This is a genomic window from Winogradskyella marina (genome assembly GCF_015645385.1).
Taxonomy (GTDB): Bacteria; Bacteroidota; Bacteroidia; order Flavobacteriales; family Flavobacteriaceae; genus Winogradskyella; species Winogradskyella marina.
Window position 1 is genome coordinate 198525 of the sequence record NZ_JADOET010000001.1, and the last position, 13806, is coordinate 212330.

Below are 13806 nucleotides of genomic sequence, written 5' to 3' on the forward strand. Positions count from 1 at the left end.
TAACTAACTCAAATAATTGTCTACTCCTAGACATCTTTGTTTTTAAAACGCTTAAGAAACATTTCTGCATCTTTAGCATTTGATTTTTGTGCGTGTCTTACTGCTGTATAGCCTTTATCACAAGATTGGTGAATTTTAGAACCAGCCGTGATTAATACTTTAATAATTTCTACACGATTATATTTTGCGGCATAGTGAATGGGCATCATACCATTAGATTTGGCATTGACATTTGCACCCGCTTTTATAAGCTTATTCACTTCTTCTAAATTACCGGTTGCAACAGCCTTACATAAAGGACTTACTTCAATAGTTTTTACAATGACTTCATTTAAATCTGAAGTTAAAAGGTCATTAGATGCATTAACATTGGACATTGAAAAGCCTAATGCTAAGGCTAATACGATTACTGTTTTTTTCATGATGAAAGATTTTAAATTTAATTGATTGTTTTTTGATTATACTAAATAGACGACCGATAACCAGAAGTGTTACACAATAAATATTTTATAACATTTATTTAACACTCTGAAAGCAACCCTGTTAACACCATGTATATTTATAAACAATACATTCCAAATCATTTAGTAAACCTTAAATTAGCGTTAACATTTTTAAATTTTTTCAACTTACAGATTTGTTGTTGTGATGTATGTATTATCTTTGATACCCAAAACAATTTCACATGAACAAAAAGGTTATTTTAATGATTTTAGATGGTTGGGGAAAATCACCCGATCCTAAAGTTTCAGCTATAGACAATGCACAAACTCCATTTATAGATTCTCTGTACACTAAATACCCTAATGCCAGCCTAAGAACTGATGGACTCCATGTAGGATTACCAGAAGGACAAATGGGAAACAGTGAAGTTGGTCACATGAATTTAGGAGCTGGTCGTATTGTTTATCAAGATTTAGTTAAGATTAACCTCGCTGTTGAAAATAATACACTCCGTGAAGAACCTGTTTTAAAGACAGCTTTTGAATATGCTAAAGCCAACAATAAAAATGTTCACCTTTTAGGTTTGGTTAGTGATGGTGGCGTGCATTCGCACATCAATCACCTTTATGGCTTGCTCAATGCAACACATGATTATGGATTAGAAAATGTCTTTGTTCATGCCTTTACAGACGGAAGAGATGTAGACCCAAAATCTGGAGCTGGTTTTATTTCTAATTTAGAAGATCACCTCAAAAAGACTTCTGGAAAACTAGCCTCAGTCTCAGGACGTTATTATGCTATGGATAGAGATAAACGTTGGGAACGCGTAAAAACTGTTTATGATGCTTTAGTCAATGGTGAAGGTGAAAAAACTCAAAATGTTTTAAAATCCATAGAGACTAATTACGAAAACGACATCACTGACGAATTTATTAAACCGTTAATTGTTACAGATAGTGATAACCAACCTGTAACCACCATTAAAGAGGATGATGTTGTTATCTTTTTCAATTTTAGAACCGATCGTGGAAGACAACTGACAGAAGCATTAACACAAAAAGATTTTCATGAGTACAATATGCACAAAATGAATCTTAATTATGTGACTATCACCAATTACGATAGCACTTTTGAAGGTATAAACGTTGTTTTTAATAAAGATAATCTTACTGAAACGTTAGGTGAAGTTTTAGAAAGTCATGATAAAAAACAAATTCGTATTGCTGAAACTGAGAAATATCCTCATGTTACGTTTTTCTTTTCGGGTGGACAAGAAAAACCATTTGAAGGAGAAACTAGAATTCTAAGAAACTCTCCAAAGGTAGCCACCTACGATTTAAAACCAGAAATGAGTGTTTACGAACTAACAGATGCATTAGTTCCTGAACTTAAAAAAGGAGACGTTGATTTTGTGTGTTTAAATTTTGCCAATGGTGATATGGTTGGCCATACAGGTGTAATGCAAGCCGCTATTGAAGCCTGCGAACATGTAGATAAATGCGTTAAAGAAGTTGTGACTACAGCTTTAGAAAATGATTACACCACCATTTTAATTGCAGATCATGGTAACTGTGAAACGATGATAAATCCAGATGGTACACCAAATACAGCCCATACCACAAACCCTGTTCCTGTTATTTTAATAGACAACGATTTAAAAACTATTAAAGATGGTATTTTAGGGGATATTGCACCTACTATTTTAAAGTTAATTGGCATACCGCAACCAAAGGCAATGACTAGAGAAAGCCTTGTTTAGTTTTCTTATTGTTGTAACTTTACGCCAGACCCAGATACTTTAAATAGCATGAATTTTCAAAATAGATTAATAATAGCTGTAGATTTTGATGGCACCATAGTAGATGATGCTTATCCAAAGATCGGTAAAACACGCATCTTCGCTTTTGAAACTTTAAAACGGCTTCAAGAGGATGGTCACCGATTAATTCTTTGGACCTATAGATGTGGCGCCAAATTACAAGAAGCTGTTGATTTCTGTAAAGAAAATGGTATAGAATTTTATGCCGTAAATGCTAGTTTTCCAGAGGAAAAATACGATTATAGTCGCAGTAGAAAAATTCATGCAGACTTATTTATAGACGATAGAAATATAGGTGGTATTCTTGGTTGGGGAGAAGTTTATCAAATCATCACCAACGAGGAACCAAAACTTCCTCCAGCACCAAAAAAGTGGTGGCAGTTTTAAGCCTACTATTATTTTATTAAATCAAAATACGTTCTATCAATAGATTCCCTGTGGTCTGGATGCGCTATATCTACCAAGGCTTTCACCCTATTTTTAATCGTTTTACCATACAAGTTAGCAATACCATATTCTGTTACCACATATTGTACATGTGCTCTCGTGGTAACAACTCCTGCTCCTTGTTTTAAACTAGGAACAATTCTACTAATGCCCTTTTTAGTTACAGATGGTAAGGCAATAATTGCTTTACCTCCATCACTTAATGACGCTCCTCTAATAAAATCCATTTGTCCACCGACACCCGAATACATATCAGAACCGATAGAATCTGCGCAAACCTGCCCTGTTAAGTCAACTTCAATAGCAGAGTTGATAGCCACCATCTTAGGGTTTTGCTTAATGTAAGCCGCATTATTTGTATAATTTGAAGCGCGCATTTCTACAAACGGATTATCGTCTACATAATCATACAAACGCTTAGACCCCATTAAAAATGTTGAAAGCGCTCGTCCTCGATTAATCTTTTTGTAATTCCCGTTTATAACATCATTGAGTATCAAATCTATTACTCCATCTGAGAACATCTCCGTATGCAACCCTAAATCTTTGTGATTTTTTAACTGTGTTAAAACGGCATTTGGAATCGAGCCAATTCCCATTTGTAAGGTGCTTCTATCCTCTATTAAACTGGCTACGTATTCGCCTAATTTAAGTTCAATTGCATTAGGTTCAGCCATTATATGAGTAGGTATTTCTTCATCTACCTCAACAAAATAATCAATTTCAGAAATATGTATAATGCCTGCGCCATGGGTTCTTGGCATTTGCGGATTTACTTGAGCAATAACCGTCTTTGCGTTATCAATTGCTGCCAAAATAGCTTCAACCGAAACACCCAATGAACAATAACCATGACGATCGGGAACTGATACATGAATTAAAACTACATCCAACTCTAAAACACGTTCCTTAAAAAGACGCGGTAATTCACTTAAAAAAATTGGAGTATATGAACCATTACCTGCTTTAATAGTATGTCTTACATTTTTTCCAAGAAAAAAAGAATTGACATGGAAACTATCTTTCAAATCAGGATTTGCATAAGGAGCGACCCCTTCCGTATGTAACTGACAAACCTCAACATTCCGAAGTTCTTCATGTCTTGCCGACAATGCCTTCACCAGCGTTTGAGGTGCTGCCGCTGCTGCTTGAATATATACACGATCATTAGACTTTACTACTTTTAAAGCTTCTTCTGCGGTAACAGTTCTATACATGGACTACACATTTTTGGACTACAAACTTATAGTAAAGTCGTCATTTAAAAACTGTTATTTATCATGTTTTGAAATGATCATAATCCATCACTTAGATCTTTCGGTTTTATTATAACAGCATCACACATGACTATTCAATATAATATCAACTAAATATTCCTCATTTTCTTTAGCAGTAATTTTAATCAGGAAATGGGATTGCCTATCTTTGCCGCTCAATATTTTGAAACATGATTATAGTAAAAACAGCAGAGGAAATTGAATTAATGCGTCAAAGTGCGCTTATCGTATCTAAAACTTTAGGTATGTTGGCGAAAGAAACAAAAGAAGGAGTTACCACAAATCACTTAGACAAAATAGCCGAAGAATTTATTAGAGATCATGGTGCTTTACCTGGTTTCAAAGGGCTTTACGACTGCCCTTCTTCCTTACTTTGTAGTGTTAATGAAGCTGTTGTTCATGGTTTACCAACAGATGTTCCATTAAAAGATGGAGATATTGTTTCTATTGACTGTGGTTCATTTATGAATGGGTTTTATGGAGATCATGCCTATACATTTGAAATTGGTAACGTTGCTGAAGAGACCAAAAAATTAATAAAGATTACCAAAGAGTCGCTTTACAAAGGTATTGAGCAGTTAAAACTAGGCAATCGTGTAGGAGATGTTGGTTATGCCATACAGCAATATACGGAAGCGCAAGGTTATGGTGTTGTAAGAGAATTGGTAGGTCATGGTCTAGGCAGAAAAATGCACGAAGATCCTGAAATGCCAAACTACGGAAGACGTGGTCGTGGTAAAAAGTTTATAGAAGGAATGGTGGTTGCCATTGAGCCTATGATAAATTTAGGAACTCATAAAGTAAAGCAATTAAAAGACGGTTGGACGATTGTAACGCAAGACGGCAAACCAAGTGTACATTTTGAACATGATGTGGCTATTGTAGATGGAAAACCTGAGATTTTATCGACTTTTAAGTATGTACATGAGGCTTTAGGGATTGTTTCTGATGAAGAGGATGCTTTTAGACAGAAGGCATTAGAGCTTTAAATAATAATTTTTATGAGCATTGAACACATAGAAAAAGAATTAATCGACTTAAGAGCAGATCTCAATAATCATAAACTGTATAGTGCTTTAACTTCTATTGAAGATGTAAAAACATTTATGGAGCAACACGTGTTTGCCGTTTGGGATTTTATGTCTTTACTAAAAGCGCTTCAAAATCATCTAACAAACACATCGGTACCTTGGAGCCCTGTTCAAAATCCATCGACTGCACGTTTTATAAATGAAATAGTACTTGGAGAAGAAAGCGATATCAACGAATTAGGTGAACCTAAAAGTCATTATGAAATGTATCTAGATGCGATGCACCAAATTAATGCAAGCACCGCACAAATCGAGAATTTTGTATGTCATATTCAAAATGGTTTTTCTATAAAAAACACCGTTAATAAAGTTGAATTACATACAGAAACTTCAAATTTCATTGACTATACGTTCCAAGTGATTGCAACAGACGAACCTCATAAAATAGCTTCGGCATTTACTTTTGGTCGTGAAGATGTTATTCCTGATATGTTTTTTCAAATTATCAATCAATCTAAAACCAGTGACAACACTTATAGCAAATTAACTTACTATTTAAAACGTCATATTGAATTAGATGGTGATGAACATGGGCCTTTATCATTACAAATGATTGAAGAGTTATGTGGTACTGATGAACAAAAATGGAATGAAGTTTTAGAAGTTGCAAAAGAAGCTTTACAACATAGAATTGCACTTTGGGATGGTATTTATGATTTAATTTCTAGTCAGATAGAAGCGTAAATATTATTTTTATTTTCTGAAATAAGTAACGGTATTGTTTCTTACTATCACCAAATAGTTATTTCTCAGAGATACTTAGAGTTTTCACGGAGATTCACGGAGCGTTTTGAGTATAATTTTGATATTATGGTATACGATAAAATTACGGAAAATATTATAGGAGCAGCTATAGAAGTGCATAAAGAACTTGGCCCAGGCCTTTTAGAATCCGCTTATCAGGACTGTTTATTTTATGAATTAAAAGCACTAGGCTATTCAGTTCAAAAAGAAGTTTCAAGACCTATTATTTATAAAGATATCACTTTAGATCACGGTTACAGAATTGATATATTAGTAGAAAACAAAATAGTTATTGAGCTCAAAACAGTTGAAAAATTCACAGATGTACATACTGCTCAAATACTGACTTACATGAAATTAGGAGATTATCCTATTGGACTATTATTCAATTTCAATACTAAACTTTTAAAAAACAGTATAAAACGATTCATAAACACATCTGAGTAAGCACTCCGTGAACCTCTGTGTCTCTCCGTGAATCTCTGCGTAACAATGAAAAAACTCTTCAAAATAATATTAAACACCATCCCAAGACCTTTACTCATAAGGTTAAGCTACGTAGCACGCCCAATTTTAGCATTTTTCTTAAAGGGAAACACCTACACAGACCCAATTGATGGTAAAAGTTTCAAAACCTTTTTACCTTATGGTTATGGCAACCAAAGAAACAATGTGTTATCTCCTTCAACATTAAGCTTAGAACGTCACCGCTTATTATGGTTGTATCTTAATAATGAAACGGATTTCTTTTCACGAGATACTGAATCAAATTCAGCATTAAGCGTCCTCCACTTTGCTCCAGAACAATGCTTTTTAAAACGGTTTAGAACTCTAAATAACATAAATTACACTACTACAGATTTACTTTCACCTATTGCAGATGTGAAAGCCGATATTTGCGATTTGCCTTTTGAGGATAACAGTTATGATGTCATTCTTTGTAATCACGTATTAGAACACATACCTGATGACACTAAAGCGATGCAAGAATTATATCGCGTTATGAAACCAGGTGGTTATGGTATTTTTCAGATTCCACAAGATTTAAATCGTGAGGTGACTTTTGAAGATGATTCTATAACAGACAGAGATGAACGCGCTAAAATCTTTGGACAATATGATCACGTTCGTGTGTATGGTCGTGATTATTTTGACAAGCTACGTTCTATTGGTTTTAGGGTTGAAGAAGTAGACTATACGTCTCAACTTTCAGAAGACGAGATAACGAAATACTGTTTGGCTAAAGGTGAAATTATTCCTGTAGTTTTTAAATAATCTACTGTAGATTAAAAGTATATATTTAACGCACCTAACGAAGAGGAATTGCATTATTATGAGATTTCTCGTCACGCGTTCCTCGCTCTGTCGAAATGATAACGCAGGCCTTAGAGTTTATAAATAAAATAATTTATTAAAATGACACAACACATTATAATTGCCACAGGTGCACTTTTTGGAATGCTTGCCGTAATCTTTGGTGCTTTTGGCGCCCATGCTTTAAAGAAAACTCTATCTACAGATCAATTGCATAGTTTTGAAGTTGGTGTGAAATACCAAATGTATCATGCCATTGTATTATTAGCACTGGGTTTAAGTGCAGCTAACGTAACCCCAGCAACGTATTGGTGTTTTACTATTGGAATTCTACTATTTTCTTTTAGTATTTACGGTTTGGTTTTATCTGATGCTAAAGGAAAGAAACTTCGGTTTTTAGGTCCTATTACACCGATTGGTGGCTTACTGTTAGTTACGGGTTGGCTCTTGGTATTGATTAATGCCAAATAGTTTCAAAAGATCCACATAACTATAATCCCGATAACGAGATAGAATACCACAAGAAATAGTTCTAGTTTGTTTTGATTAAAACACTTCATATAAAAAGAAAAGTTGAACTAAAATTAATTAGTCCAACTTTCTACAATTGATTAATAGCACATTTATTTCTTCACAAATCGTTTAGTTGAAACGTTTCCGTTTTCATCTTCGATTTTAATTAAGAATATTCCATTAGATAATCCTGAAACATCAATAGTTTCATTTTGAGTTCTTAATACCTCAGACCCTAAAACAGAATAAATTGATACTTGTTTTAAGTTTTGAGTCATGTCTATATTTAAAATTGAAGTGGTTGGGTTAGGGTATAACTTGATGTCGCTTTCACTAACTATTAAATCATTAATCCCTAAAGACGGATCGTATTCATAAGCTCCACGATCTACTGTAGTATTAAAAATACGTTGATTGAATAATAAATCTGTAGTAATATCTGCTGGAATTAAACTATTATCTCCAGTATCAATAGACGTAGAACCAGCGGTTAATTTAAAATCTACATCTAAATTAGGATCTGTAGAACTTGTTGCTGTAGTCCCTGTTATTAAAGAAAGACCATCTTCATCTGTGTTATTCTTTACAATTCTACTAGCACTTGTATTGCCAAATCTCGTAGAATTTGTAGCTGTTCTACCAATAGCTTTTGCTAGTGTAGCTAAATTATCTGTGTTAGCCCAAAATATATTATTAGCAACGGTAATAGTTCCCCACTCTCCATCATTTCTTGATATATCTACTACAGGATAATCTCCACCACCACTTCCTGCACTAATATTATTAACAAATGTATTATTTACTACATCTGCATTAAGCGTAACGCTAGTAAAATAAGCTCTTAAACGCAAGGCAGCTGCACCAACACCATTTCTGTTTTTTACGGCATCATTATCTGTGATATTAGATTTAAACAAGGTATTTGTTACCGTAATATTCATTGTAGCAACAGAGCCCGAACGATGATAGTCTATACCTGCCGCTGCATTAGCTAAATTATTTTCTATTATACAAGCATCTACAATCATATTAGATTCTGATGCAGTTGTGGTAAGGTTTAAACCAGCTCCTGTGAAAGCAACATTATTTTTAATGACACTATTTTTTATTGTAAAATTAGCTATAGCAACTGCTTTAAAAAGTCCGCCACCAAAACGGTCGTCGCCAGATGTAGCATCTGCATTACCATCACTTATAGTAACACCATCTACGGTTAAATTATTGGTCGTAATTTCTACAACGTGTGTACTATTATCATCTCTTGAAGGGTCGTTAAAATCTACAGCTGCATTATCATCACCTAATAAATCGCCACTTAATATCGTTTCGTTTGTGGTATGGATTAGGCTCATATCTCTTTCAGATAAAGTAGCTTCTGTACCTGCAAAACCACCATATAGATTTGTGTTTACTACAAAGCTTTCATTTCTATCAGAAGCGTGTGGCTTATAAGTTCCTTTAGCAACCCAAACTTGGTCTGCACCATCTGTAACGGCTAAAGCACTATGTAAATCGGTAAAAGCATTTATCCATGATGTACCATCATTATTACCTGTTGCACTGGCATCTACATAAACTATTTCATCTACTGGTATATGTGCATAAATATCTTGAACTTCAGTAGCCGTTAACGCTCTGTCAAAAATTTCTATATCATCTATATTTCCATAATAATCATTTGTTGAAATTCTAAATACAGCGTTACTAGATAAAAATGATTGATTAATACCTGAATCTACACCGCTAGAAAGAGTTTCATTCAATACTCCATCAACATAAACACTATTATCGAAAGCTATTCCCGAAGCTGTTTTTTTTGTAGTAAAAACAATATGATGCCAACCACCATCAAAAATAGATGAGAGGTTTGATTGAGCCGCTTGATGTGTTGTATTTCCATTTATAAACCTAGCAACCAAAGTATTACTTGATGAAGTCCTCATAGAAATGCCATCACCAGCCCCATTTGATTCGCGAATATCAAAAATTTCTTGAGTCGCTCCTGAAGGTGCAGAACCTGAAATCCAAAAACTTATACTAATTTCATCATTAGTTCCTGTAAGTGTATACCCATTTCTAGGCACTGCATTTACTCTAATAGCATTATCTACTCCACCAAAGCGATCTGGTCTTAATGTCGGTGCTGCTCCAGATAAATCGCCATTTCCTGCATCTGCTACGTTTATTAAACTTCCACCATTAAACGTATATTTTGCAACAGCATCTGTAGGAACTTGAGCAAAGGATAAACTACTTACAAAAAGTAGCATTACAAGTAATTTTGTTTGACTCACGAGACCTTGTTTGATTAGGTGTCCGTGAAAAAATGTAATTTTTTTCATAATAAATTTGGTTTTAATAGTTGTTAATGACCCAAATATCTACTATGAAGCTTTAAAAAATATCAGTTAATTTCTGAAATGCAGGTTTCGACTTCTAAAAAATTCTAACCTATATTCTGAACGATAGTTAAAAACTCATCTTTCTTATCTTTGGATATAGACACACTTTCATTGTTGTCCATAATAATATAACCACCATCTTTTTTGCAGTATTCTTGAATGTACTTTAGATTAATGAGATAAGAACGGTGTGGTCTATAAAAAGTAGGAATGGACTCTAGTAAGGTTTCAAAATGTTTAAGCGGTTTACTTATTAATAATTCTGAAGCCTTATGAACACTAACTTTAGTGTACATGCCGTCGGCTTTTAATAGAATAATATCTTCAAAATTGATAAACTTTATGCCATCTGCAACAGGAAGTCCTATTTTTTTAAAATTTGATGATTTTAGACTTTTCTGAAGTTCTTCTAACTTTAAATTGATATGAGATTTTCCAATATTAGCTATCGCTTTTTCAATAGCATCGACTAATTTATCTGCTCGCAATGGTTTTAATAGATAATCTACAGCTGAAAGCTCAAAGGCTTTTATGGCATATTCGCTATAAGCCGTTGTGAAAATGATTTCAAAATTAGAGCTTGCACTATCAATAAAATCAAAGATTTCTAAACCCGAATGCTCTGGCATTTCAATATCCAAAAACACAATTTTTGGTTGCTCTTTTTTAATAATGTCTACACCACTTATTAAATCTTCAGCCGTAAAAATAGATGTAATTTTAGAGCAGTTTTCTTTTATTAAAATTTCCAGTAATTTTCTAGCCTTTGGCTCATCGTCTATAATTACTACGTTCATAATTCTAGGTTTAGGTTGTAAAAGGAATAATAATTTCTACTTGTGTTCCAGATGGTTGGTCATCTTCAAACAAATCTATTATCGTGACTCCGACTTGCTTTTGTTTACCATAATTTAATAATGCCAATCGGTCTTGTGTGGCTTTTGTAGCGAAGGATTTATGTTTTTTGTTTTTTCGAGCTTTAAATTCTTCTGCCTTATCTCTACCAACACCATTATCTACAATGACGCATTTAACTGTTTTTGTTCTGTCATTAATAAAAAAATCAATCTTCAAAATACGGTCTGTTTTACGATGTAATAAACCATGCTTTAATGCATTTTCTACATATGGTTGAATGAGCATTGTTGGAATATAAATTTCGCCAGTGGTTAAACTACCAGAACTATTAATGGCATACTCTAATTTATCTTCGAAACGTAATTTTTCTAATTCAAGATACATTTCTAAACAATCAATTTCTTCTTGAAGGGTAATGCGTCCTTTGGTGCTATGGTTTAAGTATGTTCTTATTAAATCTGCAAATTTACCCAAGTATATACTTGCTAATATTTTTTGATTCAACACAATATATTCTTGAATGGAATTGAGCGCATTAAATATGAAATGCGGATTCATTTGAGACCGTAAATTTTCTAATTTCAAATTAATCAACTCATTGTCTAAGGATAGTTGCTTTATTTCAAATTGTCGTTGTTGTTCCTTCTGTTTTATTTTTCTTCGATAATACACAACAGTTGATCCTAATACAAAAATTGACAAGCCTGAAATAAACCACCATGTTTTCCAAAATGGTCTTTCAATTGAAAATTTAAGTGCTTTTATCGTGGTATCGCTACTTTCAAAATCAAGTACAGGTTTTACTTGAAAGGTATAATTTCCGGCAGGCAAGCTATTGTATTTAACGGAATTAATCCCTGTTTCTGTTGAAACCCAATCGGTATTTAAACCTAATAAACGATAGGTATATGTTCCCTTCTGATTAAATTGAAATCCATTAACATTAAACTCAATGTTAATTGTATTTTGATCGTAATCCAATTCATAATTTGACTTTACTTCTATGGCTTCTTCATTAATTTCTATTTGACTAAAATAGACGTTATGTTGTATTGGTGCTTTAAATACTGCCTCTTTGTTAATTCTAAATAATCCTAAATTAGAAGAAAACACAACCGTATTATCTAAAATTTCTATACCAGAAATATCATACGAGACGATACCATCTCTTTTCGTTAAGGTTTTTATTTTATTGGTTTCGATATCTATTAACTGAATCCCATTAACTGAAGCTATCCATAATGTATTGCCATCTGCCTTAATGGTTTCAATACGATTAGACACTAAGCCATTATCGGTTGTAATATGAGACACCACCTTATCATGTGCTATACCATAAATCCCATCCTTAAATGTGGCAGCCCAAATCATTCCATTAGCCGTTTTGGTTAGCGTTGTTGCAAAAATAGATTGATCATTATTCCTAATATGATTTGGCTTCCAATCGCTATCATAAATTACTAAATCGTCTACAAAACCAATATAAGTACTTTGGTATTCTGAATCATAAAATGAGGTAAACGTCCTTTTATTTGAAGAAATATCCTGACCTCTTTTATTAAAATTCTCACTATCTAATAAACGTACATTGGCATAGTTTACAAATAATAAGTTTTCATTATTTATAATAGACAAACTCTTTGCTGCATGAAAATTATTAAAGGCTGCTACTTGTTTTGTCTTGTTATCTAACAAAAAACCACCATCATCTTTACTAATAAAAATCCACTGTTCTTTTGCATGGTATTTTATGGCTGAAACTCGTGCTGTTGATGGCAAATCTATTATATCTTCTGTATGATTTATAACATCATAAAAACCAACATTTCCACTCTTAGTCCCAAAAAACAAGGTGTTATCATCTATCTTTTCTAGACTACTTATATTACTATTTTCTGCAGAAATGTTTAAACGTTCTATATGGATATTAGGAATAACAAACACACCATTGTTGAGCGTCGTAAACCAAAAATTATCATCTTTATCTTTTATAATTTTGGTAATGTGATAAGGTTCTAAAAATTGCTTTTCTAATTTGAATATGTCATTGTTATACGAATACACTAAAACACCATTTTGTGTAGCGACCCATAACTGTCCATTATTTTCAAAATACGAGAGATATCGCTGATTGGCAAGCACCTCGAAATCATGGATTTCAGTATATTGATGCTTATTTAAATCGAGCTTAAAAAAACGATTTTTTTCGTTATGTTCCCTACTAAAGAATAACGTAGATCCTAACTTAAAGAGCTTTGATTTTTGATTAACATTATATTTGCCGTTCTTTTTAGGCTTTGGTAATTCGAACTTAAAAAGATGTTCTTTTTTATAACCTTTGCTTAGTTTACATAAATTATCAAACGACCCAAAAAGAATGTCATTATTATACTCGAAAGGCAAACCAAAAGCGAGATCCGTTTCATATGCTGTGTTAACTTTCTTATTCAATAAATTGACATAATAAATCTTGTATTTGGTGAAAACAATTAGATTTTCTGCTGTAATTACAAAATTTGAAAGCTCTCCATTGAGTTCTTTTCCAAGATCAATAAACGTAATAAGTTGGTCATTCTCTACATAGAAGAATTGTCCGGAAATATTATTACACCAAATACGCCCTAATTGGTCTTCTACAGGTTCAAAAACAGATAAGCCTCTTTTTTCTCGATTGCTGTAGTTTTTAAATACTTTTCCATCATATCTAAAAAGTCCTTTATCTGCAGCTAACCAAATAAACCCATTACGATCTTCGATAATATTATAGAACTCTTTGTCTGGTAAGCCATCTTTTTCAGTGAGTTGCACAGACACGGGCTCTTGTGCTTGCGTATAACCTAAGCACAATTGAAATAATACAAAAAAGAGAATTTTCTTCAGCATCATAATATTGTAGT

Annotated in this window: 12 protein-coding genes; 7 read left to right on the forward strand and 5 right to left on the reverse strand. The window is 33.2% G+C overall.

Annotated elements, in window-relative coordinates; translation table 11 throughout:
• Window positions 1–26: 26 nt before the first annotated feature.
• Window positions 27–422, reverse strand: a complete 396-nt coding sequence (locus tag ITJ86_RS00960; RefSeq protein WP_195869731.1) for an ankyrin repeat domain-containing protein — start codon at window positions 420–422, stop codon at window positions 27–29.
• Between the two features lie 263 nt (window positions 423–685).
• Here ITJ86_RS00960 and gpmI point away from each other — a divergent pair, with 263 nt between their 5' ends.
• Window positions 686–2203: a 2,3-bisphosphoglycerate-independent phosphoglycerate mutase gene (gpmI, locus tag ITJ86_RS00965; RefSeq protein ID WP_195869732.1), complete on the forward strand. Its 1518-nt coding sequence runs from the start codon at window positions 686–688 to the stop codon at window positions 2201–2203.
• Window positions 2204–2251: 48 nt separating this feature from the next.
• Window positions 2252–2650, forward strand: a complete 399-nt coding sequence (locus tag ITJ86_RS00970; RefSeq protein WP_195869733.1) for a BT0820 family HAD-type phosphatase — start codon at window positions 2252–2254, stop codon at window positions 2648–2650.
• An 8-nt stretch (window positions 2651–2658) separates the two neighbouring features.
• Here the strand turns inward: ITJ86_RS00970 and ITJ86_RS00975 are convergent, their stop codons facing one another.
• On the reverse strand, window positions 2659–3927 hold the full coding sequence (locus ITJ86_RS00975; RefSeq protein ID WP_195869734.1) for an acetyl-CoA hydrolase/transferase family protein: 1269 nt from the start codon (window positions 3925–3927) through the stop codon (window positions 2659–2661).
• A 230-nt stretch (window positions 3928–4157) separates the two neighbouring features.
• On the opposite strand from ITJ86_RS00975, the gene map reads away from it, so the two are divergent.
• The 5 genes from map to ITJ86_RS01000 all read left to right on the forward strand — a co-directional run bounded on the left by map (window position 4158) and on the right by ITJ86_RS01000 (window position 7607).
• Window positions 4158–4976 (forward strand): type I methionyl aminopeptidase, encoded by an 819-nt coding sequence (map, locus tag ITJ86_RS00980; RefSeq protein WP_195869735.1) that lies wholly within the window; start codon window positions 4158–4160, stop codon window positions 4974–4976.
• A 12-nt stretch (window positions 4977–4988) separates the two neighbouring features.
• Window positions 4989–5762 carry a DUF3050 domain-containing protein gene (locus tag ITJ86_RS00985; protein WP_195869736.1) on the forward strand — a complete coding sequence of 258 codons (774 nt, stop codon included), beginning with the start codon at window positions 4989–4991 and terminating at the stop codon, window positions 5760–5762.
• A 126-nt stretch (window positions 5763–5888) separates the two neighbouring features.
• Window positions 5889–6269 (forward strand): GxxExxY protein, encoded by a 381-nt coding sequence (locus tag ITJ86_RS00990; protein WP_195869737.1) that lies wholly within the window; start codon window positions 5889–5891, stop codon window positions 6267–6269.
• Window positions 6270–6314: 45 nt separating this feature from the next.
• Window positions 6315–7097, forward strand: coding sequence for a class I SAM-dependent methyltransferase (locus ITJ86_RS00995; protein ID WP_195869738.1), 783 nt, complete (start codon window positions 6315–6317; stop codon window positions 7095–7097).
• A 141-nt stretch (window positions 7098–7238) separates the two neighbouring features.
• Window positions 7239–7607, forward strand: a complete 369-nt coding sequence (locus tag ITJ86_RS01000; protein ID WP_195869739.1) for a DUF423 domain-containing protein — start codon at window positions 7239–7241, stop codon at window positions 7605–7607.
• Between the two features lie 152 nt (window positions 7608–7759).
• On the opposite strand, the gene ITJ86_RS01005 is transcribed toward ITJ86_RS01000, so the two are convergent.
• The 3 genes from ITJ86_RS01005 to ITJ86_RS01015 form a co-directional block, all read right to left on the reverse strand.
• Window positions 7760–9991 carry a LamG-like jellyroll fold domain-containing protein gene (locus ITJ86_RS01005; protein ID WP_195869740.1) on the reverse strand — a complete coding sequence of 744 codons (2232 nt, stop codon included), beginning with the start codon at window positions 9989–9991 and terminating at the stop codon, window positions 7760–7762.
• A 104-nt stretch (window positions 9992–10095) separates the two neighbouring features.
• Entirely contained in the window at window positions 10096–10848 is a 753-nt protein-coding gene (locus ITJ86_RS01010) for a LytR/AlgR family response regulator transcription factor (RefSeq protein ID WP_195869741.1), read from the reverse strand.
• A 10-nt stretch (window positions 10849–10858) separates the two neighbouring features.
• Window positions 10859–13795, reverse strand: a complete 2937-nt coding sequence (locus ITJ86_RS01015) for a sensor histidine kinase (RefSeq protein ID WP_195869742.1) — start codon at window positions 13793–13795, stop codon at window positions 10859–10861.
• Window positions 13796–13806: the final 11 nt, after the last annotated feature.